The sequence below is a fragment of the Pseudanabaena sp. PCC 9330 genome, assembly GCF_055795045.1.
On record NZ_JAYFES010000115.1, the window covers coordinates 483680 to 507026 of the forward strand.

Here is a 23347-nt window from a genome sequence, read left to right on the forward strand (position 1 = left end):
ATTCCACATTTGCTCCGTCATGCCTTCTACAGAGGCACCGCTGATCATGCCCTGCTCAATTTCTAGCATCTCTATTACCCCACCGGGCTGGGTGCTGACCGTAGCTTTGTCGCTGGCCCTCGCTGGCTGTGAGTCTGCTGTCAGGCCCAACTCTACCGAGGCACCACCGAGCGAGGCGATCGCCACTATTCAGGCTATTGTGGCCCAGCCGGTGTGGGTCACCCTGGGCCAGGGGGCACCACAGCCCGCCCAACCAGCCCAAGAAATGGCCTACGGCGATCGCCTGCGCACCGAAGATCAAGCTCTGGCCGAGGTAGGGCTGATCAATGGGGCGGTCTTTCGCGTTGGCGGCAATGCCTCTCTCACCCTGCGCCCCAACCAGATCGACCTAACGGAGGGACAAATGATCACCTGGGCCGAAGGGGCCTTGGCAGCGCCCGTTGAGATTGTTACCCCCGTCGCCATCGCTGGTATTCGCGGCACCACGGTCTTTGTCAACATAGCTGCTGACCCCACCGCGCCCATCGAATTTTTTTCTTGGGAAGGCGAGGTTGCCGTGCGGCTGGTCAACGGTGGTGAAGAGGTGATCTTGACCAGCGGTGAGCAGCTGTTTGTCACCCCTGGCGAAACCGATATTGAGGTGCTGCGGCAGCAGGTGCAGCCCCTAGATCGCACCACAGCCGAGCAGCGTCTGCAAGAGAGCCGTTTAATCAATGGCTTTAGCAGTGCGCTACCGACCAGACCGGCGATCGAAGCCACCGTCGACGCCCTTGAGTAATGCCCTAGGCTTTGGGCAGACCTATGGGTCTGTCTCGGCGGCCTCTACCTGTGGTGCGGGTCTCCGTGGGGAATCAGCGAGTGGGGCTTCTCTAGGCCGTGCTTCTCCATTAGCGCCCGATCGCCCATGATCGCCTTCGGGCAGCCGTCGGCGATGATGCAGCCCTCGTCGATCAAAATGACGCGATCGCAGACTTCCAGCACAAACTCCAGATCGTGGGAGGAGATCAGCACGGTTTCGGTAGAGTTTTGCAAAAAGCGGATCAGGCGGCGGCGGGTGCGCAGGTCAAGGCTGGCGGTGGGTTCGTCGTAGAGAATGATTTGGGGGGTCATGGCCAGCAGGCCGGCGATCGCTACCATTTGCTTTTCGCCGCCCGAGAGGTGGTGGGGCAGGCGATCGAGCAGGTGGGTGATGCCCGCCATGTCGGCGGCCTGGGTGACGCGGGCGGCGACTTCGGCAGGCTCAAAGCCCATGTTTTGGGGGCCAAAGGCAATGTCGTCGCGCACCGAGGCCGAAAACAGCTGGTCGTCGGGGTCTTGGAACAGCAGGCCCACCTCGGGGCGAAACTGGCCGGGTTTGAGCGGCTCCCCAAACAGCTGGATTTCCCCAGCGGCGGGGTGTAGGACGCCGCACAGCAGCATGAACAGAGTGGTTTTGCCACAGCCGTTGTGGCCAATGATGCCGACGCGATCGCCCGCCTGAATTGTTAGCGAGATGTCGCACAGCACATGGGGCTGGTCGGGGTACCCAAAGGAGAGGGCTTGGGCGGCGATCGCCATCGGTCGCTCTCCTCTCGCCTGGGCCACGGGGTCAAAATCGGTCGAGACCATATTCATCATCGCCATCCGAGTTCTGCCATTACTAATGCGATCGCCGCCGTCAACACCGCCCCGGTCAACCCCCAGCTTAGAGCCGTGGGCTGAGTCATTGCACTCTGCCCTAGGGTAGACGGCGTACCGTAGCCGTAGCCCCGCAGCCGCATGGCCTTGTACACCCGCTCCGACTGCTCATAGCTGCGAATCAGCAAATTCCCCGCCAGTAGGGCCAGCTGCTGCATAGTTTGGCTATTGATCCGCAGCCAGCGCTGGCGCTTTTGGCCAAACCCTCGCAGGCGCATAGCCTGCTGCATGGTGGCTAGCATCGCCGCTATCTCAAACAGATAGCGGTACGAGAGCAGCGTCATATCGGCCAGCAGGGTGGGTAGCCCGAGCGATCGCATGGCGTGCAGCAGGGTCAAAAACGGCGTCGTACCGAGCAAAATAAACCCCAGGGTCAAAATCGACAAAAACCGCCCCACAATCAGCAGCGTTGCCCGCAGCCCCTCTTCCCGCAGGGTGAGCCAGCCCCACTGGGCCAGCACCGTGTCGCCCACCGTCAGCGGCAGCAGCACCACCACCGTCAAAATAAACAGCCCCGGATAGCTCAGCCGCTGACGCAAAAATGCCAGGGGCAGCCCCGACAGCAGGTACAGCAGCGCCGCCAGCGCCAGCATCCACGGCACCAGGGCTAACTCGCGCACCGTGGCAAAGGCAAACATCAGCACCAGCAGGCTCACCAGCTTGAGCCGGGGTGCCCAGAGGTGAATCACCGACTCACGGTGAATGTAGGTATCAAAACTAGCGGCTCCCACAGCGGTCTACCCCTCCAACAGTTCGGGCTTGACCCGGCGCAAAAACAGCACCAGCATGGCGGTAAACACGCCCTCGACCATCGCCAGGGGAATGTGCCCGATTGACAGCGTCAGCACCGCCGCCCGCTCGGCCCCCACATCCAGCTCCGCCGGAATATTCAAAATAATCAGCGCCAAAAAGATCAGCGCCGATATCCCCAGCCCGATCGCACCACCCAAAAAGGCAAACACCCCCGTGCGGGTCGGCTCTGACAACACCTTGCCCACCGAGTTGCGCGCCTGAAAGACATGGTACGCCAGCAGCGCCGGAATACCCATCATCGCTGCATTGACCCCCAGGGTCGTGAGCCCGCCGTGGCCAATCACCAGCGCCTGAAAAAACAGACCAATCAGAATCGCCGGAAAGGCAAAATACCCCAGCACCACCCCCAGCAGCCCGTTGAGAATCAAATGCACACTGGCGGGTGGCACCGGAATATAGATCGACGACGCTACAAAAAACGCCGCCGTCAGCAGCGATGCCTTAGGAATTTCTGCCGTGGGGTCGGGCTTGCGGTTGATCTGCCGCAGCGAATACCAGGTGGCTAGCCCAGTAATGGCATAGCCCGCCGCGCAGACCTGGGCCGATACAATACCGTCGGGAATGTGCACTAACGCTTGCCCCTAGCAAAAAATAGAGCGGTGCCGATAAAGCCCCAGATCACAGCACCCATGGTAATGCCCCGCTGCACTGGAGGTAGCTTAGTGCTCTGGGAAACTATAGAATTGGCCGTTGGCTCTCCCTCTGCTGTCGGGGCCGATTCACCCGCCACGGGCGTTGGTGACACTGCTTCGGGGTTATCCCCAACCGCCTCTGCACTGACCGGAATCGTCACAATTGTGCCGTGGCCCGCCTGGCGCACCATCACTTCCCAGGTGCCGGGCTGAGTTTCGTCAGGCACAAAGTTAAACCGTCCCTGGTCGTCGGTGGTGCCCTGCTGCCAGACCTCGGTGGGGTTGCCGGGGGCATAGACTAGCACCTGGGCCTGGGCCATGGGCTCCCCCGTTTCAAACCGGGCCTCTAGCTCCACGCTGCTTACCTGGCGCTGCTCAATCTCAACCCCGTGAGCTAGCGCTGGTGCGGCCCAGCCCACCGTTCCCAAGGCCAGTACCAAAACAAAGTCTAGTCTCATAGCGTAGTCAGCTTCACTTCTGCACAGTGGCCCTCGCCCACGTGACCCAGACTCGGCAGTATCGACAGAAATGTGGTGTAGTCAGCATCCGACAGCCCTGCTTGGAGCGCGGCACTGTCCACATCGACTACGCCCCCTTGGGCCAGGGCAAATAGCGGGTCAAAGCCCAGCGCTCCAGTATTGATGCCGTCGTCAGCGGGGGCATCGCCATCGCCAAACAGATGATCAAAATGGAAGGTGGCTTCTAAGTCAGCTTCGTTGTTAGCGGTGAGAATGCCTTTGCGCTCATCACCGACAAAGTCACCGCAGGTAAAGGCTAGTTCCTCATTTACCCGAATGGTAAATGGCACGGTTTCGCCGTCTTTGGTGGCTGTGCCCTGCATCCAGACGGTGTAGCCCTCTGACGGGCCGCTCTCGGCAGGCACCATGCGCCAAGCCAGAGCGTTGAAACGTCCCACCGGAGCCTCGACCTCGGCCACGGAGATTGGCTCTGCAGAGGCATCGCCCTCGGCCAGATCTACCACTTGGGTGCCCTCCACCTTGGCCTCGGCCTTGGCCTGGAGTTCAGTACTGGCTTCGGGGTCAAAGGGTGGGTCGGTCTGAGCGGCGGTAATGTCGGTCAGGGAGACAAAAACATTGTCGAATTCAACCTCCCAGCCGTCTTTGGTGGTGAACCCCTCGCGCACAAAATCTTCGCCATTGGCGCGAATCACTAGGGTGCCGGTCTCGCCATCAGCGCTGGCGGTTTCGGGGACATCGGTAGCAGGGGCGGTGGCGGTGGGGCGATCGCCACCGCAGCCGGCCAGCCCGCCTAGGGTGGCGCTAGCGACCATGGCCATAGCCACCTGCTTGAATGTGTTGTGTTGCATAAAACCTAAATCAATCACTAAATCTTGGAGCAGAAATCTTGCCGCAGAGCCGAGTTATGCCACGACAGCCAGGTCATATCTGGCACCTTGAACCGTAGCCCAACCCGTTTACTTAACCCCGATAATCCATAAACTTCAATGCCCTGGGGGGGCACCCTCCCTCAGTTCTCCTAGATTTCTTTAGCTTTTAGAACGGTAGGATGAGGGCAAAGAATTTCAGTGGGCTGGGCAAACTTTATGTACGACGTCATTGTGGTAGGGGCTGGCCCCGCCGGAGCTTCGACCGCCTATCACCTGGCTAAGCAGGGACATTCGGTTTTGATCGTAGAGAAGGATGCCCTACCCCGCTACAAGCCCTGTAGTGGCGCGGTGTCGCCCAGCGTGGCCGAGTTCTTTGACTTTGACTTTGCCCCGGTGGTGTCTCGCTCCATGCGCCGGGTGCGCTACACCTACAAGCTGGGCGACCCCATCGAGGCCGAACTCACCACCACCGACCCAATCTGGATGGTAAATCGTCAGGTATTTGACCACTTTCTCGTGCAGCAGGCCCAGGGTCAGGGGGCACAGCTCAAGGATGCGATCGCCGTGACGGGCATTGAGAACAAGGGTGACTATTGGCAGGTCAGCACCACCGAGGGCACCCTAGACGCCGCTTACCTAGTGGCCGCCGACGGAGCCACCGGCCCGATGGCGAAGTGGCTGGGCTTTCCCGATCTCACCCTGCGCACCGCCAGCATTTTAGAAGTGCCCGCCCCCGTGGGCGACGATTGCGCTATCAACTTTGAGTTTGGCTTGGTCAAGCAGGGCTGCGCCTGGAACTTTCCCAAGGCCGAGAGCTACTCCATCGGGGTGGCCAACTTTCTCGGCCAGGGCACGACAGACTACCGCAAGGTGCTCGAAAAATATAGCCATTCTTTTGGCGTCGGCCTCGATGCAGGCCAGGTCTACAGCCACCCCCTAAAGCTGTGGGATGGCAACCATCCGCTGCATACCCATCGGGCGGTGTTGGTGGGCGAAGCGGGTGCCATTGTTGACCCCCTCAGCGCCGAGGGCATTCGCCCCGGCATGATTAGCGGGGTGCGGGCCGCAGAGGCGATCCACGCCGCTCTAGGGGGAGATGCGAAGGCGCTGGCGAGCTATACCGCCACCATGCACGCCACCTGGGGCGAAGACATGCCCTGGGCCAAACGCATTGCGGGGTTATTTTTTCGCGTGCCGGGGATCGGCTACCGAGTGGGCATTAAGCGACCCACCGCGACCCAGCGGCTGGGGCAAATTTTGACTGGAGAAGTGCGCTATGCCGACATTGCCAGTCGGGTGATGAAGCGCATGAGCGGCGGGCTGCTGTCGGGATGACACAGGAGATGGGTGATGCCCATTGCCTAATAGGCCCCTGTGCGGTTAATGAGGACAGCAAAAGTTTTGACAATGACGCCTAGGTCGTAAAGCGGAGACCAGAGCAATTGATACTGAAGGTCGAGATGTACGATTTCTTCAAAATCTTTGATAGCCGAGCGGCCACTGACCTGCCATTGACCGGTAATACCGGGCTTAACGTCTAGTCTCCGCCAATGATGGGGGCTGTAGCGTGAGACCTCGTCTTCGGTGGGGGGGCGAGTACCTACCAGGCTCATGTCTCCCTTGAGCACATTCCAAAATTGTGGAAACTCATCGAGGCTGGTCTTGCGCAAAAACTGGCCCACCCGAGTGACGCGGGGGTCGTTTTCGTTCTTAAAAATCAGCCCTTGGGCTTGGTTGACGACTGTCTGCTTGAGGCGATCGGCATCGGTCACCATGGAGCGAAACTTCCAAATGGTAAAGGGTTTGCCCTTCAAGCCATAACGTTTTTGGCTGTAGAAAATTGGCCCAGGGCTGTCTAAGGTGATGGCTAAGGCGACGGGCACTACCACTAGGGCGAGTATGAGCAGACCGACTAAGGCACCCAGCACATCTATAGAGCGCTTGATTAGACACTTAGTCGACGGGTGCATGGAACATCCTGGGGAATCGCTCTGGGTGCGAATTTGGCTAGCAGTGAACATGGTAGGCCCTGTAGATGAAATGCGTGTGCTGAACAAACCAAGTAAACTTTGTGCTGGCAGTATCAGTGATGGCACTGAAGCTCAGGCAATTTTGCAACTTTTTTACGCTAAGCTCCCCATGGTTCTACGGAGCTTAACTGTGTTGGCAAGTCTACTAGAGCCCCGTGGGGCTTAGTGTGACAACCATCACAAGCTGAACAATCGTGGCTATGTTTGCGCGTAGGAACAGTATCAATTGTGTCAAGGTAGTTTTTGCTGGTAAAGCCGAGGATTCGTAAGATCTTGGCATTCAGGCAATTAGCGTAAATTTTATGTAAAGCTTTTGGAGAAGGCCAATGGGCCTAATCTCCCTCATCTGAGTTCAAATCTGAGTTCAAAAGTGGGGTACGGCCTGGGGAAAACTACAGTCCCTGAGGTGGACTTGGTTTATGACGTCCTGAAACCAGAAAATGCTCCGGATCAATGCTCTAAACCATGGGGCAAGCTGAAACAGATATTAAGATAGGGCCACAGCCAACTCCAGGGACAGTAAAGGACTGATTGCATGGTCGCGGCAGACAACATAGCCGAGGTTTGGTTATCGCGCTTGCAGGAGGATTTTCCTGGCCAGCCCCAGTCAACTTGCAAAAGTGTGGTGAGCTGGCTGCTGGGAGAGGCCCCCGATCGCCTGCTGACGTTAACCGAGGCTGAGCTGGCGATCGCTCACCGGGCGATCGAGTATCGCTATCGCATTTTGCAGCAGCGGTATTGGAATGTCGGCCCTGAGGAAGGCTACAAGCGGCTGATTAAGCGTCTCAGCAGCCTGTTTTTAATTCGTAGCAAGATCAAAACCTGGATTGCCCTGAGCCGCGATCGCCGCCGCACCGTGGTCGATGTGATTCAGGAGGTGATCCAAGAAATGATGCGCAGCGATCGCCATCTCGCCCAGCAGCTCCAGTGGATTTCGACCTGTACTCGGAGCCCTCGGCTGCGCAACCTGCTGATGCTGGCCAGCATTGAAGAATACTGCCTGCGCCCCATTCGGAACCAGCCCCTGATTGTCTATCGCTTTGTCAACTATCTGCGCCGCAGCCAAAAGGGCGGCATGACCCAGGTGCCCACCGGAGAGTTGATTCGCCTGATCTCAGACGAGATTGCCACCACCGAGGGCGACGACTCTCTCAGCCTGCTCGATGTAGAAGCCTGGAACCAGTACCAGGCCCAGCAGAGTGAACTGGAGCAGCAGAGTATGCGCCACCAGGTCAAAACCTCTTTTGCCAACTACCTCAGCCGCAACCTCGACGACACCGCGGCTCGCTGGCTAGAGCTGCACCTCAAGGGCCTCAGCCAAGAGCAAATCGCCCAAAACCTAGACCTACCCATTCAGCAGGTCTACCGTCTGCGCGAAAAAATCAGCTACCACGCCGTGAGAATTTTTGCCCTCAAGGAGCAGCCAACCCTGGTACTGGGCTGGCTCAAAACCTCGCTACAAGAGCACAATTTTGGCCTTACCCCCAGCCAGTGGGATCAGTTTTGTCAGAGGCTAGTGGCTGAAGAGCGGGCGATTCTCACCGCCTACAAAGAGAACCAGCCCCTCGATGAGCTCGCTCGTCGTCTGGGGCTAAAGTCGAGACAAATTCAGGCTCAGTGGGTGCAGATCTATCTCAAGGCCCAAGAGTTTAGAACTCAGTCGGGTGATTAGCCCTATTGGTTACAATCAAGCCGGTGATCTACAGGGGCAAGCCATGGCAAAGCCGATTATTATTACCGGCGCTTCGAGCGGCATCGGCTACGAACTGGCCAAAGTTGGTGCAGCCAAGGGCCACGACCTGGTACTGGTTGCCCGCCGAGAAGATCGCCTGCTGGCGCTGAAGGCCGATCTGGAGTCAACCCATGGGGTGCAAGTGCTCACCTACGGCGGCGACCTGACTGGGGCCGAGACCCGCGAGCAGTTTTTTACCTGGACCCAGGGGCAGGGCATTGTCCCCTACGCCCTCATTAACAACGCTGGCTTTGGTGCCCTTACCCCCTTTGCAGAGTCTGACTGGGCCAAGCAAAACGCAATGCTCCAGTTGAATATTGTGGCGCTCACCCATCTGACGCGACTCTATTTGCCGGGTATGGTTTCTCAGGGCCAGGGCCGCATTCTCAATGTGGCGTCGACAGCGGCGTTTGTGCCGGGGCCGTACATGGCGGTGTACTACGCCAGCAAAGCCTATGTGCTGGCCTTTACCGAGGGTATTGCCACCGAACTCGAAGGCACGGGTGTCACCGCTACCACCCTGTGCCCTGGCCCGACCCAGTCTGAGTTTCAAGAGCGGGCTGAGATTAAAGATGGCAAGCTGTTTGACAGCAAAAACCTGCCCACCTCTGCTGAGGTTGCCATTTACGGCTACCAAGCGATGGAAAAAGGCCAGCGCCTCGCGGTGCATGGCAGGGTGAACAAGCTGCTATCGCTGGGGAGTCGCTTGGTGTCTCGCAAAACCCTGGCAGGCTTTACCAAGAGCCTACAAAAGCCCGCCTAGGAGATCAGGGGTGAACCAGACCGACCTGCGATCGCGTCTAATGGGCCATCTCCACCAAGTGGTGGGCGATCGCAGCCCCTACCTCGCCTCTGCCAAACACTTCTTCGTTCAGCAATATATCCAGCAAGAACTTGCTCGCTGGGGCCAGGTCACGGCCCACCGGTTTGAATTTCGGGGGCAGTCGCATACGAACTGGATTCTAAACCTGCCGGGGCAAGACCCTCGCCGCCCGCCGATTCTGATTGGGGCTCACTACGACTCTGTGCCCGGTTCCCCTGGGGCCGATGACAATGCCACTGGGATAGCGGTACTGCTAGAGCTAGCCCGCGCCTTTGCCGAGCAACCAGGCAAGTCGCCGCTGCGTTTGGTGGCCTTTGACCTAGAAGAGCTGGGCTTTGTGGGCAGCCGCCACTATGCCGAAATGTTGCGCGATCGCGACGACCCCATCCGCCTCATGATCTCCCTCGAAATGCTGGGCTACTGCTGCCACCAGCCCCACTCTCAGACCTATCCACCGGGGTTAAATCGTCTTTACCCCAACTGCGGCAACTACATTGCCCAGATTGGCCCCTGGCAGAGCATTCCCACCATGGTGCGGCTGTGGTGGGGGTTTCGTGCTGTCGGGGTACGGAGCCAGTGGCTACCGGTGGTGAATGGGGGGCGATCGGTGCCTGACAGCCGCCGCAGCGACCATGTCTCCTTTTGGGATTTGGGCTACCCGGCACTGCTGATCACCGACACGGCCAATCTGCGCAACCCCCACTATCACAAGGCTACCGACACCCTCGACACCCTTGACCCAGGCTTTCTCACCGGGGTCTGTCAGGGGCTAATCTACGGCTTGCGAGGCCCGTAGCTGGTAGTCAGCCCCGGCCTTGATCACCATGGCGGGGTCAACCCAGACACCATCGTACTTAAGCCCCCAGTGCAGGTGCGGCCCGGTGGTGCTGCCGGTCATACCTACCCGACCAATGCGCTGGCCCGAGGTTACCCGTTGCCCCTGGCGAATCTCGATGCCGCCAGAGCGATCGACGATCACCCGCCCGCCTTCTTTTTCGACCACCAGATGGCCCTGCATATGGCAGTAGATATGAGTCCAGCGACCAGACTGAACGATCACAGCGGTGCCACAGGCGGTGTGGTCGTGAACCTCGATCACCTTGCCCTCCCACCAGCTGCGAATGTAGCTGCCCATGGGGGCGGCCAAATCTAGCCCGTAGTGGAAGCGGTGCCCCCCCATGGGGTGCTGGCGATAGCCAAAGGGCGACGTATAGCGCGAAAAATTTTCTAACGGAAACGATGCCCCAGACCAGGGGTTGGCCGCAGCCGTCACGGCGACCTGATCGTCGGCGATGCCTTGGGGAGCCGATTTGATCAGTTCTGCCATGATGCCAACACCCAAACTCAGCACAACAATCCATCTCAGGGCGAACCCTCTGCTCTGGCGAACGTCCATAGAGACAAAAACCGAGGTCAACCCTCGACCGTACGAATGCTCTATCAATTTAGTGCATTTGTACTATTTTGTCTAGAAAAATGCTTGGCCCTTCATGCAAGCGGGACGATTGCCTTTTAGGGCTGACTATCAGCCCTAAAAGGCAATCGCTTAGGAATAACTGAGGTGCAACAGTCGCCCTAGGATCGGATTGACGATGGCCTATGCAGCGCCAAGACCAAGCCCTAGGTCTTTGAGGGTGTCTGTGACCCTAAGATTTGGTTTTGCTAAGGCGCTAGCTGACCCTTGAATCAACTAAGGCCGAGAACGTTGTCACTACGGCCTCAATCTCCACCGATGCTGAGGGGGGTGCCGATGATCGTAGCCCCGGTCAGATCTGCATTGAGCAACGAAGCGCCGGTAACATCGGCAAAGTAAATAGTGGCATCGGTCAGGTCGGCCCAGTCGAGGTTGGCGTCTACCAGCGACGTATTGGTCAAAAACGCGCGGGTAAGGTTGGCACCTGACAGATCGGCGCGGCTCAGGTCGGCTCCTTCGAGGTTGGCTTCGTAGAGAGTGGCCCCCGATAGATCGGCGTCGCGCAGGTCGGCCCCGATCAGGTGGGCCTGGGTTAGATCGGCCCCTGACAGATCGCAGCCCTGGCAGAGATTGGTTTCGAGCAGCTGCTGCACGTGGGTGGGGTTTTCGGCTAGGGCCGGTGCGGCGATCGCAAAGGGAATCGCAGCGGCGGCACCGACTAGTAGGGTAAGTTTCATGGAGAGATCCTCCGGGGTAAAGCGGCAGAGCCAGTACCAAAGCCTAGGGTTTAATCTCAGTAAAGCCATAGGGGTAAGCTGGCGGCAGCTCACGATCGCAGGGATGAGGGGCAACAACAAAGCGATCGCAGCTATATCACTACGGTATCGGCGGCCTGGCGACCTGCCATCGGCAGTAAGATAGGCTTTTTGCCTGAGCTACCCTTCGATCGTAGCTCTCAACTCAGACCAGCGGGGGAGGATCCCCGTACCGTTAACGAAACGATAATCACCCATGCTGACCCCCATTCACCAGCTCAACTCGGCCCAAATAGAGCAGCTACACCAGATGTATTTGCAAGAATGGTGGAGCAAGGAGCGCACCCTGGCCGATGTGCCCACCCTGCTGAGTAGCAGCGACCTACTCTTTGGCCTGTGGAATGAGGATGCCCAGCGACTGGCGGGCTTTTGCCGAGTGCTGACCGACTGGGTCTATCGGGCGATCGTCTTTGACGTGATTGTGGCAGCTGACTATCGCGGCCAGGGGCTAGGGGCCAGGCTGATCGAGCTGGTGACGACCCATCCTAAACTCGCCCAGGTAGAGTGCATTCAGCTGTTTTGCACCCCCGAGATGCAGCCCTTCTACGAAAAGTATGGCTTTACCCAGGCGGAGCAGTTGTTGATGGTGCGGCCTGGTGGGTAAGGGCAAGAATGGGTGATACCGAATCCGAATCCCATACCCCCGATTCCCAATCGGTCAACCTGTAGGGGCGCACCGCGTGCGCCTTCGGTAGGCAACAAATTTTTCGGTATTTTTGTGGCCAGAACTGACATTAAAGCACCGAGCTGTTGGCAGTTTGCAATGCGGCTGGGGCAGCACACACAATCTCTAAAACCTCCTGATTGCGGGGATGGGTCAGATTGAGACGGTAGGCGTGCAAGTGATAGCCCATGTCGCCAGGCACGGGGACTCTGCCATTTTCAGCCGGTACAATTGGCAGCGGTAGGCCGCCGACCCCATAGAGTGGATCCCCGGTCAGGGGAAACCCCGCTGCCGCCAGGTGAATGCGAATTTGGTGAGGCCGCCCGGTGCGAATAGTGATTTCTACCAGGGTAGAGTCTGGTCGGCGTTGGATGACTTTTCCATCGCTGTAGGAGGGTAGGCCCGTAGGTAAGGCTGCATACACATACCCCAGGGCGGGATGATCGACCTTGCCGATGGGGGTGGTCAGCGTAAAGGTATCGGGCAGATCGCTGGCCCCAATCAGCGCTCGGTAGGTCTTGCGAATGGGGTGTGGGGCTTGGGGATCGGCGGCGGCAGCAGTAGAGTCGCGCAGCTGGCGACTGAGCACAGAGCGGGCCAGGGGCGATCGCGCCAACAGCATCACCCCCGAGGTGCCCCGCCCCAGCCGATGCACCGGAATCGGCGGGTTCTCTGGATAGCGCAGCCGGAGCTGGTGCAGCAGCGTATGGGTGAGAAAGCCCCCGCCGGGGAGCACCGGCAGGCCAGAGGGCTTAGCGATCGCCACTAAATCCTCATCCTCGTACAGCACCTCAAACTCCAGCGGGGCCTCCGGCTCTTCCCATGGGGGCCGGTGGTAGGTCAGGGTTTCCCCTACCTGCAAGCGATCGTCGGGGGTTAGGGGAATGCCGCTTCGGTGAATTTGGCCCGCGAGAATGCGATCGCGCCACGCATCCCGCGTCGAGTGCCGGTAGCGGCTGGCGTAGAAGTCGAGCACCGAGAGATTGGCTTCGGTGGTGGTAATGCGATCGGTGTAGACCCACCCTTGGTTCATGCAGTCCTTGGCAACGGTGCATCGCTGCGCGGATGCACCCTACGGGTTGAATTTTGAAAAACAATGCCTTGGAGGGCAAACAACCGTTTGCCCCTACAGAGGAATACTCTACGCCAACTGCTTCAAACGTTCTTTTGCCTCTGCCCGCAGCAGCTTCACCCGCCGAAATAGCTCAGTTCCCGTGTGAATATAGCTCTCCTCATAGCTCATGGTGAACCGCTCTAGCTCATCGAGCCCATCTTCTAGCAGCCCCAGACAGTGGTAAATATCTGCCGCTACCCCAGCCGTGCTGGCCGGGTTTGCCATGCTATTAAACTTGCTCTGGGCCTGGCCTAGCCAGGCGCGCCCCTGCTCTAGATAGGCCATAAACCCTTCCATCAGCTCGTCGTCAAAGGGGTCTGCCGACAGCTTGCGAATCTCTGCCCGCAGCGGCGACATAATCTTGCCCAGCAGGCGATCGACCGGGCCATAGACCAGCTTTAGCCAGGCGTCTTCTCTCGCCTCAGACGATTGGGTGGCCTTGCGAACGGAGCGATAGACCGCCTGGGCCTCGGCAGCGCGCTTGGCCCGGTTGGCGGCACTCTCTACCGGGTCGGCCACAGACATTCCCTGGCGCTGCTGGTCGTAGAGCGTGCGCCGTGAGGGGTCGCCGATCACCTCGTAGGCGGTGTTGATGCGGGCGATGCGATCGTGGGAGGCTTGCTCCGTCTTGCTGTCGGGGTGAAACAGCTTTGCAAGCAGGCGGTAGGCGCGCTTAATCTCTGCCTGGGTCGCCGTCTCGTGCACGTCGAGGGTTTGGTAGTGGGTCTCGTTAGCCTTTTCCATAAAAATATTTTAAGGGAGGCCGGGCCGGAGGGGTAGGGCAGTAGAGATTGGGGGAGCGAGGATGACCTAGAGCCGTGGCCAGGGCAGGCTGGGTCAATCTAAGGTTTGCTCGATAAAGGCTTGCCAGGTGGGGTTAGGCTGCCAGATGCGGCGCATATCGGCGTAGGCGGTGGGTTCGCTTTCTCTGAGGTGGAGCACGCGATAGAGGTAGACAAACACCGAAACCCGCATATTCAGAGCGCAGTGGACAAACACCTTGAGGTGGCGATTGCGATCCATCAGCCGAAAAAATAGGGCCAGGTCACCCTGGGTAGGCGCTTCCCACACCACTGGCAGATGAAAATGGCTCATGCCCAGGCTTTTGGCTAGCTCAGCCTCATGGGGCAGGGCGTTGTCGGAGGTCGACAGCGCCAGGTTGATGACCACGGCATAGCCCGCATCGGCCACTGCCTTAAACTGCGCGGCGGTGGGCTGGCCAGCGGTGCCCAGGTGGGGGCCAATGGCTAGGTAGTTGGTAATGTCGCTCAGCTTAGCGTTGGTCATACCCCATGCCCTCGTTCCATTCTCACGGTAGGTTTTTACCGTAGGTTATCTCGGTAGGATAGAGAAAACACACCTGGAGACTCAACCCATGGCTATGGTGGAATCTACCATGCTGCCTCTGGGCACCGCCGCCCCCGCCTTTGCTCTTGCCAGCGTAGTCAGTGGCGAGATCATTACCCTAGACACTTTTACCGACGACGAGGCTCTGCTGGTGATGTTTATCTGTCGCCATTGCCCCTTTGTCAAGCATGTGGAGCAGGAGCTGGCCCGCATCGGCAAAGACTACATACCCAGGGGTTTGGGCATTGTCGCGATCAGCGCCAACAGCCTGCAAACCCATCCCCAAGATGGGCCAGAGCACCTCAAGGCCCAGGCGGAAGAAGTGGGCTTTACCTTTCCCTACTGTTTTGATGAAACCCAGGCCACAGCCAAGGCCTACACCGCTGCCTGCACCCCCGATTTCTTTGTGTTTGACCAGGCCAAGACCCTAGTCTACCGAGGGCAGCTCGACGACAGCCGCCCCAGCAATGGCAAGCCCGTCACCGGCAAAGATCTGCGCGCCGCCCTTGATGCGGTGCTGGCGGGTAAGCCCGTCTCCCCTGACCAAACCCCCAGCGTCGGCTGCAACATTAAGTGGGCACCAGGGAATGAGCCCCCCTACTTTGGCTAGAGCCTGAGTTCGACAAAAATAATGCTTGGGTAACGGTCTGATCGTCCCCTCCTGGGAGGGGTAGGGGTGGGTTAGTCTGAACAAAAAAGTCCTTATTCTGAACTCAGAAACTCATTTTTTGTCACCATTTTGACCCACCCCACCCTTCGGGCACCCCTCCAAGGAGGGGATGAGGCCAGCTTTTCCACCGCAAGGGATACTATCCAGCTAATGGTGCCTTTCCAGCTAAAACTACAGCAATCGCCGCAAATTGCCTGGCTACTTGAGCTGAGCCAGCTTTTGGTTGGCAGACCTGAGCATTTCACTGGCTCTGGCGGCGCTGGTGGTGTTGGGCTGCACCTTCTCCAGGTCGTTGATGATGTCTTGCAACAGGCTGGCTACCTGATTGCGATCCATCGCTTCAAGATTTTGCGCCAGCATGCGGGTGGTTTTATCGGTAGCGCTTTCCAAAGCCCGACTGGAGGATTCTTCTTTGGTTTTGTGCTCTTTGACGATGCCGAGGTTGCTTTGGTACTGGGCCAGTAGCGTTTGGGCTTCGCCGTAGCCAGAGTCACTCACGGGAATGTTGTCTAGACGGGCGATCGCGGTTTGCCACAGCCCAGCGATAGTCTCCCAGGTGGCTGCACTGTGGGGTGGGTTTTGACCAGCCAGGGCGGCTTGGTAGGCGAAGGCTTTGGCGGCATCTACTAGGGTGTTTGAGCGATCGCCGCCAGCCACATTCCCCGCTACCTGCTGGTAGTCGCGCTGGTAGGCCACCAGTTTGGTGTCTGCCTGTCGCCCCGCCAGCGTGGTGGGGGGCACTTCGCTCAGCCGATCCATGCCGCGCTGCCAGGTGGCCAGGGCCGTGGCTCGGTCTGGGCCAGATTGGGAGGTTTGAAAGGCCTGCTGGGCTCCTTCTACCGCCAGGGTGCCCTCTTCTAAAAGGCTTTGGGCGTTGCGCTCTTGAAACACCACCGCCTCCATCCGGCCAATCTCGGCTCGGGCCGACTGAAACTCATCGACAGTAAACCGCCAGCTACAGCCAAAAAAGTTGCAGTAGCCCTGGGGATAGTAGCCGAGAAACCACACTGGCAAACCGTCCAGATGTTCCTGGGCCTGGTCAACTTTTTGTTCACCCAGGTCGATATCGCTGGCGGAGGTGGCCTGGTTGACGAGTTGGTCGGCCTGTTCTACCAGGGAAATAGCCTGGCGATAGTCGCGATCCATTTTGATGTAGCTGGGCAGCAGCACGATGGGGGCCACCCGCGACACGGGCCAGCGAATCATCGGATAGGGCAGGTTGAGCACCCAAATGCTGCCCGCCAGCCCCGCCGTCGCCACCACAGCGGTACCCAAGCAACCCAATGTACGCGCCACCATAGAATCTTCGCCCAACCCAAAACGCACTACTTTCCTAGAGTGCCCATTTTGGGAGGGTTTTCATGCAGAAGGCTTGCGATCGCAACCTTCTAGCCCCCTGGAACCCAGCTGCGGATGACCCGCCCTGCAACTGATTTGCTGAGCCAGGGGGTGTTGCTGGAGAGCGATCGCAGCGTCGATGCACTCACCGTCCAGCTCTCTGCCGGGTCAAACAGCACTATCTCGGCAGGCTGCTGGAGCTGAATGGTGGGCGGGGTCTGGCCCCAGCAGGTGGCGGGGTTGGTGCTCAGGGCTCGAATCAGCGTCAGGGGTAACCAATCGCCGTTGGCCACAAATGTATGCCACAAAATTCCTAACGCTAGCTCTAGGCCGATCGCACCGGCAGGCGCGGAGGGAAAGCCGACGGTCTTGTCTTCGTAGGTGTGGGGAGTGTGATCGATGGCGATCGCATCCACCACACCCGCCTTCACCCCGGCAATCAAGGCTGCTTGATCCTCAGGATTGCCTAATGGTGGCGACAGTCGCAGGGTGGGGTCGTAGCTGCCCAAATCCTTAGCACTCCACAGCAGGTGCATCCAGGTGGTGCTGGCTGTGATGGGCAAGCCCCGCTCCTTTGCCTGCTGCACCAGCTCCACGCCCCGAGCGGTAGAAATTCGCATCAGGTGAACGGGGGTGCCCACCTCGGCCACGCATTCCAGCAGCGCCGCCAAAGCAGCGGTCTCAGAACTGGCGGGGTCGCCCACCAGGCCGTAGATCAGCGAGAAGGGGCCTTCGCGGGCGACGCCAGCGCCTCGGAGGGTGCGATCGCAGCTCCACAGCGCCACCGGCTTGTCCAGGGGCTTGAGGTACTGCAACAGCCGCTGGGTTAAGAGCGGATTTTGCAGCGCTCGACCGTCGGCAAAGCCTGCGATCGGGGCCGTCGCCAGCTCCACCAGCTCTACCATCTGATCGCCCTGGCCACCCTGGGTTAGCGCCCCCCAGGGGTACAGATAGGGTAGCGATGGATGGGATTGGGCCAGCGCTTCTCGCTGCCTCAGCAGTTTCTCTACCATGGCTGGATGGTCGATCGCAGGCTCTGTCGTCGGCAACATACCCAGCCGGGTAAAGCCCCCGGCCTGCCCTGCCGCCAGCAGCGATGCCAGGGTTTCCCGCGATTCGTTTCCTGGCTCCCCGGAGTGGCTGTAGAGATCTACCAAGCCTGGCATGAGAATTTTGCCCTGGCCTGTGATCATCTCGGCATCGGCGGGAATGACCGTCAGCGATGGGGCGATCTGGGCCACAACGCCATCCTGCACCAGCACATCGGCCACCTGGTCGGTCTGCGTCACCGCATCCAGCACCCGCACCTGCTGGATCAGCTGCGCTCCAGGCCCCGCAACCTCCGTCACAGCGCCCCCGCTGCGGTCTTATCGAGCACGCTGCCCGACAGGTGAATGGTGATATTCGCCGTGGTCAGCACCGGGGCGCTGTCGATGCCGTTGGGGTAGTCGATCACGCTCACCGCTCCGTTGCCCTGCTTAAACCGCCAAAACGACTCTGGCCCCAGGCCCAGCACGTGGCACAGCAGCGCCTTGTTGACCGCGTCGTGGGCCACCACCAGCACGGTCTGCACGGTGTCACCCCCGCTATGGGCGGCGACGATGGCTTTCCAGGCGGCGATCGATCGCATCCACACTTGCTCCAGATTTTCGCCCCCCGGCATCTGCACGGTCTCGGGCTGGCTCTGCCACTGCTCCAGCATCCCCGGATAGTTGCCCTCGATGTCGGCTTCGTAGAGGCCCTCCCATTCCCCGTGGCTGATCTCCTGCAATTCGTTGACCGATTGCAGCGTCAGCCCAGCGTGGTGTTGCAGAATGATCTCCGCTGTTTCTTTGGGGCGGGCCATGAAGCTGGTGTAGGCCGCATCAATCGCCACCGGCTGGAGAAACTCTGCCGCCTTTTGGCCCTGGGCACGGCCATTGTCGTTGAGCGGCACATCGATCTGACCCTGAAAGCGGCCCTGGCGGTTCCACTCGGTTTCGCCGTGGCGCACCAGCAGCATACGCGGCCCCCGATGACCCCGGCGCATTTCGGGCAGGGGTGCCCCCATGTGGCTGGTCAGGTTCATCGCTTCCACCTGCACTGGGCTGCCCCAGCCGCCCTCAAAGTTGAGCACGCTGATGTTGCAGTTGGCCTGGTTGAGGTTGTTAAACCGCTCTGGCCCCAGGCCGATGGCGGTGCTGATCAGCGCTCGGTTGATGGCGCTGTGGGCCACGATCAAAATGGTTTTGCCGGTGTGCTCCGCCAACAGCTCTTGCCAAAACTGCGCCGCCTGCTGATACAGCTCACGAATGGGGTAAAAGTCTGCGATCGCGCCATCGGGCTGGGGCACCGCCATCACCATGTTGGCCGGGTCTTCGCGCCACTGACGAAAAATCTCAGGGTACTGGGCCTCGGCCTCGGCAAAGGGCACCCCCTCCCACAGGGGCAGGCTGATTTCTCTGAGATTGTCAGAAAACCTTGGCCCGGCTAGGTTGGGGGCAGTCTTTTGCAGCTCAGCGGTGATAATTTCTGCCGTTTTGCGGGCGCGCTTAAACGGGCTGGCCCACACCCCATCAAAGGGAATGCCCACCAGCGCCTGGCCCACCTGTAGCGCCTGGGCCTCGCCCGCCGGGGTGAGCTCTGACTCGTCGCAGTGGCCTTGAATGCGCTTTTGCTGGTTGTAGGTGCTCTGCCCGTGGCGAACGATAATAACGCGGGTTTTCAGGGGTCTGTCCTCTCAGTTGCTCAACCAAGGAGAGATCTTACCCTGTTGGGGTGGCCCACCGCAGCCTTGGAGGACACCTAGAAATGGCGAAAAGCCGGGTTGCTGCCTGGCTTGGTAGAATAACTGGCAAAAGATGTGCCCAAAGCCCTTGCACCCTCAGTAGCAGAGGCCTTTTTTTATGACCTATACGCCAGCCAAAACGCTGAGCCTTGAAGACTTTCTGGCTCAATATGGCGATGACCCTCGCTACGAACTGATCGATGGGGAACTGCGAGATTTGGAACCTACTGGCCCCCATAAAATCGTTGCTGGCAAGATTGCTGGGTATTTGTTTGCAGAAATTCTCCGCCTCAAGCAACCCTGGACGATTCTTAAAACCTGCCTGATTAGCCCCCCCGCCGCTACTGCAACGGCCCTGCGCCCCGATGTCATTGTGCTAGATGAAGTGGCCCTAACCACAGAACCGCTGTGGCAAAGAGAGCCTGTAATTAGCTCTGGTCAGGCGATCGCCCTGGTCGTAGAAGTGGTCAGCACTAACTGGCAAGACGACTATGCCCGCAAGGTCGAAGACTACGCTCTGCTGGGAATTGCCGAATATTGGATTGTGGACTTTCGAGGTCTGGGAGGTATTGAGTTTATCGGCAAACCCAAGCAGCCAACCCTGACGGTGTGTCAGCTAGTTGAAGACAGGTATCAGGAACAGATCTATCGCCTGGGACAACCGCTGGTGTCAGGGCTATTTCCCGAGCTTGCCTTGCGGCTAGACGATGTCATGTAAACCTCGCCGAGCCTGAGAGATTTCCAGGGCAACCTCACTATCGCTAGGACGGCACCTGACAGATGAGCCGCCAGGAAGGCTGATTCCGAGGGGCTAAGAAGCCGACATTAGGGCATTGACAACGTCTAAAAAGCCCTCTACCTCAGCCCCCTGGGTAATGTAGGCCGGGTGGTGGGTGAGTCGGGTCAGGTAGTCGGTCACATTGGCCACCCCGATCGCATGGGGGAAGAGCGATCGCTCAAATAGGCTCTCGTCATTGGGGCTGTCGCCCAGGGTGGCGATCTCAGCGGGGGTAATGGGCGAAAAATGGTGTTGCAACACCTGCTGCAACCCCGCCGCCTTAGACTGGTTGGGGGTGAAAATGTGGCACTGCACCGTGCTGTAGGTAAACCCCCAGCCGAGGGCTTGGCACTGATCGGCCATGGCGTCTAGATCGCCCTGGGCCAGCCCCGATAGGTCAAAAGTCCAGTCGGTGAGGCGATAGCGATTGTCGTCAGACTCTTGCAGCTGGGGCCAACGCTGCTGGAGCTGGGCAAAGACGGCAGCTAGAGCCTGGCGATGGGCGGTGAGGTCAGGCAGGTTGACCAGCAACTCCATTGGCCCCGCTGGGGGAAAATAAACCCCGCCGTTTTCGGCCATGGCCCCGGCAATGGGCAGGTAGTGGGCGAGACCGTTGACCCACCCCGCCGATCGCCCAGTGACGATCACCACGGGGAGCCCGGCGGCCTGGAGCTGCTTTAGCCCGCTGAGTAGGGCAGCGGTAAACTTGCCGCGCCGGGTGAGGGTGCCATCCATATCGGTGGCCAGCAGCTTGAGACTGGTAGCCCCTGAGAACTTAGCTAGGGGGATTGGTTGAACCTGGCCCATCGGGTCTACACTTTGAGACGACAAAACGGTGAAGGCTATGAGCACGTTAGCACCCGATCAGCGCAACTATTACTACCTCATCGAAGGGGGGCGGGCGGGGGTGCACAAGCCCATTCTGGCGGCTCTCTACGCCGTGCACAACCAGCCGCAGTTGACCGATGGCGAAACGGGGCTGGGCATCTCGCCAGCGAACCAGGTGGCGATGGCCCAGGTCGATACCTTTGCGGCCCAGGTGCAGTACGGTGCCAACACGATTCGCAGCCTCACCAATAGCCTGGTCGAGCAAGGGTGGAGCAGCAGCGATATTTGGGATGCCAGCGTCGGTCGCTACAGCGATCGCTTCATAGAGACGGTGGCCCAGGGGTTTGTGCCAGGGGTGGGCGATCGCGATGCCGCCCAGCTCGAACCCAGCGACCCGGTGGCGCTGCTGCAAGCCTATATCGAAGACATCAGCACCGACTATAGCGGTGCCCAGCTGCCCCAGAGCCTGGCCAAGCTTGACCCGGCCCTGCTGGCCTTTGCCGAGCGGGTGCCACCCAACTACAGTCGGCTCGACTTTCAGCGACAGGCCATGGTGGAGGCAGTGCGCCTGTGGCGACAGCTCAATACCAGGGCGGCGACCTATGACGCGCTCGGGGTGGCGGTGGTTGATGACGTGCCCGACGAGGCTGCCCTCGACAATGCCCTGGTGGCCTTTATGCAGTCGGCGGCGCGCTACTACTCGGGCTACCCCAACCAGCGAGAGGCGCTGATTCGTTTGGTGCAGCTGTGGCGCGAGATCGATTCACGCGAAGAGACGGTGGAATGGCTGCTCACCAACGACCCCTTTGCCCACGAAACCAATCTGGAAATCATCGACCCGGCTCTGATCGCCTTCGTGCAGAACATTCCCCAGGCCTACCGGGGCCAGGGTGACCTGCGCTTTGCCCTGACCGAGGGCTATCGCCGCTGGCTGGGCCTCGACTCGCGCACCACGGCGATCGAGCGGTTGGGGGTTGACCCCAGCGATCTGGTGCAAAATGCCGAAAACCAAGAGGCGCTGGTGGCCACTGCCCGCACCCTCGACCGGGCCTTGCTTGACTTTGCTGCCAGCATTCCCACCGCCTACACCCCCACCGAACAGCAGCGGGAGGCCTTGATTCGCCTGGTGCAGATCTGGCGGCGGCAGGAGGGGCGCATTCCCACCATTCAGTCGCTGTTTGAAGATTTGCGGCGGCTGGAGCGGGCGGCCCCCAGCGCCCCCGAGGCCATGCCTGCGCCGGTGCCAGCCCCCGCCCCCCCGCGACCCAGACAGTGGACGCCCAACAACATTCAGCTGGATGCCAGCATTGTGCCCAATGGCAACTTTACCTGGGCCGAGGCCACCCGAGGCGGCGCGCGCATGCCCCCCAACCAGGCGACGGTCGATGCTATTGTGCGCATTGCTACCCTGGCCCAGCAGGCCCGCGATCGCATTGGTCGGCCTTTTTTGATCACCAGCTGGTATCGCCCGGCAGAGATCAACCGCCGGGTGGGCGGTGCGTCTCAGAGCCGCCACATTGTCGGCGATGCCATCGACTTTTACTGCGTAGGCCTCACCGGCAACCAGGTCTACTGGTCTCTCGATCCCTGGTGGCCCGGTGGGTTGGGGCGCTACGGCCAGTTTCCAGCCCTGGTGCATCTAGATGCTCGAGCAACCAAGGCGCGGTGGACGCACTAGGGCAGGCAGAAGACAGAAGAATATGACTGAATACTGATCGGTGGATGAGGCTGACTATGGTTGATGGGTACAAAGGATGACGGCGGCTGCAAGTCTCGGCGATCACGACATAACTCGCCTGCCTTGGGCATCGGTAGCCCTGCCCGATCGCCTGGGGGCCATGGTCGAAGCGATGGTGATCAGCGATCGCTGGGCCACCCATCGGCGCGGGGCTCTTGACCTAGCAGATGGCGGCTGGCGGGAGGCACTGCTGGCGGCTAGCGACCTCTGTGCTCGGGGGCGGCGATCGCCAGATCGCTGGAAACCACTGGTGCAGGGGTTGGCCTCACCGGCGGCGGTGGCTTTAGTGACGCTGCCCTACCTGTGGCAGCAGGCCGATACCTATGGCCACCACCGCTCTGCCCTAGAGGGCTGGGTGGCCGATTTAGAATTGTCGCCTGCCGCTGAAAATGCCTGTCTGGGTTTATTTCAGCTGTTTTGTACGGGGGCGGGCCTTGGCCGCCCCGGCGGGCCTTGGCCGATGCCGGCGGGGGAAAGGGAGCTGGCGGGTCATGACTGGGAAGATGGCTTGACCGCTGCGATCGCCCTGGTAGCCCAGAGCCAGGGCCAGTGGACACCAGCCTTGACTCTGGCCGAACGACGCGGCTGGAGTGGGGCCTCGCTAGCGCTGGTGGGGCTGCTAGTGGGCTGGGTTGGGGGTCGGGCTAGCCTGGGTGCAGCCCTGCGTCAGCAGTGGTTGATCGAACCTCAGCCGATGGCTACCGATCCTTGGCAAGGGCTAGAGGCGGCTGAATTGGAGCGGTTTACGGCTAATCTCTATGGCCGATGGGCTGGCCTGGGGGCTGGCGCACTCGGAGGCCTAGGCTGCCGCTTATAATG

Annotated in this window: 25 protein-coding genes; 10 read left to right on the top strand and 15 right to left on the bottom strand. The window is 59.9% G+C overall.

Annotated elements, in window-relative coordinates; all coding sequences use genetic code 11:
- Positions 1 to 19: 19 nt before the first annotated feature.
- The gene (locus tag AC0QKW_RS19420; RefSeq protein ID WP_473152738.1) at positions 20 to 778 is read left to right on the top strand and encodes a FecR domain-containing protein; all 759 of its coding nucleotides are present in this window, start codon (positions 20 to 22) and stop codon (positions 776 to 778) included.
- A 44-nt stretch (positions 779 to 822) separates the two neighbouring features.
- On the opposite strand, the gene AC0QKW_RS19425 is transcribed toward AC0QKW_RS19420, so the two are convergent.
- From AC0QKW_RS19425 to AC0QKW_RS19445, 5 genes are read right to left on the bottom strand one after another with little or no spacing between them, the layout of a single operon-like run.
- Positions 823 to 1608, bottom strand: a complete 786-nt coding sequence (locus tag AC0QKW_RS19425) for an energy-coupling factor ABC transporter ATP-binding protein (RefSeq protein ID WP_473152739.1) — start codon at positions 1606 to 1608, stop codon at positions 823 to 825.
- Positions 1609 to 1613: 5 nt separating this feature from the next.
- The gene (gene cbiQ / locus AC0QKW_RS19430) at positions 1614 to 2408 is read right to left on the bottom strand and encodes a cobalt ECF transporter T component CbiQ (protein ID WP_473152740.1); all 795 of its coding nucleotides are present in this window, start codon (positions 2406 to 2408) and stop codon (positions 1614 to 1616) included.
- A gap of 6 nt (positions 2409 to 2414) precedes the next feature.
- Positions 2415 to 3059, bottom strand: a complete 645-nt coding sequence (gene cbiM / locus AC0QKW_RS19435) for a cobalt transporter CbiM (RefSeq protein WP_473152741.1) — start codon at positions 3057 to 3059, stop codon at positions 2415 to 2417.
- The gene (locus AC0QKW_RS19440) at positions 3059 to 3580 is read right to left on the bottom strand and encodes a carboxypeptidase-like regulatory domain-containing protein (protein WP_473152742.1); all 522 of its coding nucleotides are present in this window, start codon (positions 3578 to 3580) and stop codon (positions 3059 to 3061) included. The genes cbiM and AC0QKW_RS19440 overlap by 1 nt, the downstream gene beginning before the upstream one ends.
- The gene (locus AC0QKW_RS19445; RefSeq protein ID WP_473152743.1) at positions 3577 to 4449 is read right to left on the bottom strand and encodes a DUF4382 domain-containing protein; all 873 of its coding nucleotides are present in this window, start codon (positions 4447 to 4449) and stop codon (positions 3577 to 3579) included. The genes AC0QKW_RS19440 and AC0QKW_RS19445 overlap by 4 nt, the downstream gene beginning before the upstream one ends.
- Positions 4450 to 4686: 237 nt before the next feature.
- Here AC0QKW_RS19445 and AC0QKW_RS19450 point away from each other — a divergent pair, with 237 nt between their 5' ends.
- Entirely contained in the window at positions 4687 to 5805 is a 1119-nt protein-coding gene (locus AC0QKW_RS19450) for a geranylgeranyl reductase family protein (protein ID WP_473152744.1), read from the top strand.
- Between the two features lie 26 nt (positions 5806 to 5831).
- Here the strand turns inward: AC0QKW_RS19450 and AC0QKW_RS19455 are convergent, their stop codons facing one another.
- Positions 5832 to 6491 carry a sugar transferase gene (locus AC0QKW_RS19455; RefSeq protein WP_473152745.1) on the bottom strand — a complete coding sequence of 220 codons (660 nt, stop codon included), beginning with the start codon at positions 6489 to 6491 and terminating at the stop codon, positions 5832 to 5834.
- Positions 6492 to 7035: 544 nt separating this feature from the next.
- Here AC0QKW_RS19455 and AC0QKW_RS19460 point away from each other — a divergent pair.
- The 3 genes from AC0QKW_RS19460 to AC0QKW_RS19470 are packed head-to-tail and all read left to right on the top strand — an operon-like array spanning position 7036 to position 9851.
- A complete protein-coding gene (locus tag AC0QKW_RS19460; protein WP_473152746.1) occupies positions 7036 to 8172 on the top strand; it encodes a HetZ-related protein 2 in 1137 nt (378 codons plus the stop codon).
- A 43-nt stretch (positions 8173 to 8215) separates the two neighbouring features.
- Positions 8216 to 8995: an SDR family NAD(P)-dependent oxidoreductase gene (locus tag AC0QKW_RS19465; protein WP_473152747.1), complete on the top strand. Its 780-nt coding sequence runs from the start codon at positions 8216 to 8218 to the stop codon at positions 8993 to 8995.
- Positions 8996 to 9035: 40 nt separating this feature from the next.
- Positions 9036 to 9851, top strand: coding sequence for a M20/M25/M40 family metallo-hydrolase (locus AC0QKW_RS19470; protein ID WP_473153012.1), 816 nt, complete (start codon positions 9036 to 9038; stop codon positions 9849 to 9851).
- On the opposite strand, the gene AC0QKW_RS19475 is transcribed toward AC0QKW_RS19470, so the two are convergent.
- Together AC0QKW_RS19475 and AC0QKW_RS19480 are read right to left on the bottom strand one after the other, a co-directional pair.
- Positions 9825 to 10382: a M23 family metallopeptidase gene (locus AC0QKW_RS19475; protein ID WP_473152748.1), complete on the bottom strand. Its 558-nt coding sequence runs from the start codon at positions 10380 to 10382 to the stop codon at positions 9825 to 9827. The two genes, AC0QKW_RS19470 and AC0QKW_RS19475, sit on opposite strands and share 27 nt — an antisense overlap.
- A gap of 392 nt (positions 10383 to 10774) precedes the next feature.
- Positions 10775 to 11206 carry a pentapeptide repeat-containing protein gene (locus AC0QKW_RS19480; protein ID WP_473152749.1) on the bottom strand — a complete coding sequence of 144 codons (432 nt, stop codon included), beginning with the start codon at positions 11204 to 11206 and terminating at the stop codon, positions 10775 to 10777.
- 274 nt (positions 11207 to 11480) lie between these two features.
- Here AC0QKW_RS19480 and AC0QKW_RS19485 point away from each other — a divergent pair, with 274 nt between their 5' ends.
- The gene (locus AC0QKW_RS19485; RefSeq protein ID WP_473152750.1) at positions 11481 to 11888 is read left to right on the top strand and encodes a GNAT family N-acetyltransferase; all 408 of its coding nucleotides are present in this window, start codon (positions 11481 to 11483) and stop codon (positions 11886 to 11888) included.
- 130 nt (positions 11889 to 12018) lie between these two features.
- Here the strand turns inward: AC0QKW_RS19485 and AC0QKW_RS19490 are convergent, their stop codons facing one another.
- From AC0QKW_RS19490 to AC0QKW_RS19500, 3 genes are all read right to left on the bottom strand, one after another.
- Positions 12019 to 12981, bottom strand: coding sequence for an RluA family pseudouridine synthase (locus AC0QKW_RS19490; protein ID WP_473152751.1), 963 nt, complete (start codon positions 12979 to 12981; stop codon positions 12019 to 12021).
- 108 nt (positions 12982 to 13089) lie between these two features.
- Positions 13090 to 13806 (bottom strand): J domain-containing protein, encoded by a 717-nt coding sequence (locus AC0QKW_RS19495; protein ID WP_473152752.1) that lies wholly within the window; start codon positions 13804 to 13806, stop codon positions 13090 to 13092.
- Between the two features lie 93 nt (positions 13807 to 13899).
- A complete protein-coding gene (locus AC0QKW_RS19500) occupies positions 13900 to 14349 on the bottom strand; it encodes a protein tyrosine phosphatase family protein (RefSeq protein WP_473152753.1) in 450 nt (149 codons plus the stop codon).
- A gap of 88 nt (positions 14350 to 14437) precedes the next feature.
- Between AC0QKW_RS19500 and AC0QKW_RS19505 the strand changes: the two genes are divergently transcribed.
- Positions 14438 to 15019 carry a thioredoxin family protein gene (locus AC0QKW_RS19505; protein ID WP_473152754.1) on the top strand — a complete coding sequence of 194 codons (582 nt, stop codon included), beginning with the start codon at positions 14438 to 14440 and terminating at the stop codon, positions 15017 to 15019.
- Positions 15020 to 15277: 258 nt separating this feature from the next.
- On the opposite strand, the gene AC0QKW_RS19510 is transcribed toward AC0QKW_RS19505, so the two are convergent.
- The 3 genes from AC0QKW_RS19510 to AC0QKW_RS19520 all read right to left on the bottom strand — a co-directional run bounded on the left by AC0QKW_RS19510 (position 15278) and on the right by AC0QKW_RS19520 (position 19124).
- The gene (locus AC0QKW_RS19510) at positions 15278 to 16378 is read right to left on the bottom strand and encodes a hypothetical protein (protein ID WP_473152755.1); all 1101 of its coding nucleotides are present in this window, start codon (positions 16376 to 16378) and stop codon (positions 15278 to 15280) included.
- A gap of 89 nt (positions 16379 to 16467) precedes the next feature.
- Positions 16468 to 17766 (bottom strand): dihydroorotase, encoded by a 1299-nt coding sequence (locus AC0QKW_RS19515; RefSeq protein ID WP_473152756.1) that lies wholly within the window; start codon positions 17764 to 17766, stop codon positions 16468 to 16470.
- A complete protein-coding gene (locus tag AC0QKW_RS19520; protein WP_473153013.1) occupies positions 17763 to 19124 on the bottom strand; it encodes a histidine phosphatase family protein in 1362 nt (453 codons plus the stop codon). Before AC0QKW_RS19520 ends, AC0QKW_RS19515 begins: the two co-directional genes overlap by 4 nt.
- A 178-nt stretch (positions 19125 to 19302) precedes the next feature.
- Between AC0QKW_RS19520 and AC0QKW_RS19525 the strand changes: the two genes are divergently transcribed.
- The gene (locus AC0QKW_RS19525; RefSeq protein WP_473152757.1) at positions 19303 to 19902 is read left to right on the top strand and encodes a Uma2 family endonuclease; all 600 of its coding nucleotides are present in this window, start codon (positions 19303 to 19305) and stop codon (positions 19900 to 19902) included.
- 93 nt (positions 19903 to 19995) lie between these two features.
- On the opposite strand, the gene AC0QKW_RS19530 is transcribed toward AC0QKW_RS19525, so the two are convergent.
- Complete coding sequence (locus AC0QKW_RS19530; RefSeq protein WP_473152758.1) at positions 19996 to 20769, bottom strand: HAD family hydrolase; 774 nt, start codon at positions 20767 to 20769, stop codon at positions 19996 to 19998.
- A gap of 37 nt (positions 20770 to 20806) precedes the next feature.
- Between AC0QKW_RS19530 and AC0QKW_RS19535 the strand changes: the two genes are divergently transcribed.
- Positions 20807 to 22468, top strand: coding sequence for a D-Ala-D-Ala carboxypeptidase family metallohydrolase (locus AC0QKW_RS19535; RefSeq protein WP_473152759.1), 1662 nt, complete (start codon positions 20807 to 20809; stop codon positions 22466 to 22468).
- A gap of 76 nt (positions 22469 to 22544) precedes the next feature.
- Positions 22545 to 23345 carry a hypothetical protein gene (locus AC0QKW_RS19540; RefSeq protein WP_473152760.1) on the top strand — a complete coding sequence of 267 codons (801 nt, stop codon included), beginning with the start codon at positions 22545 to 22547 and terminating at the stop codon, positions 23343 to 23345.
- Positions 23346 to 23347: the final 2 nt, after the last annotated feature.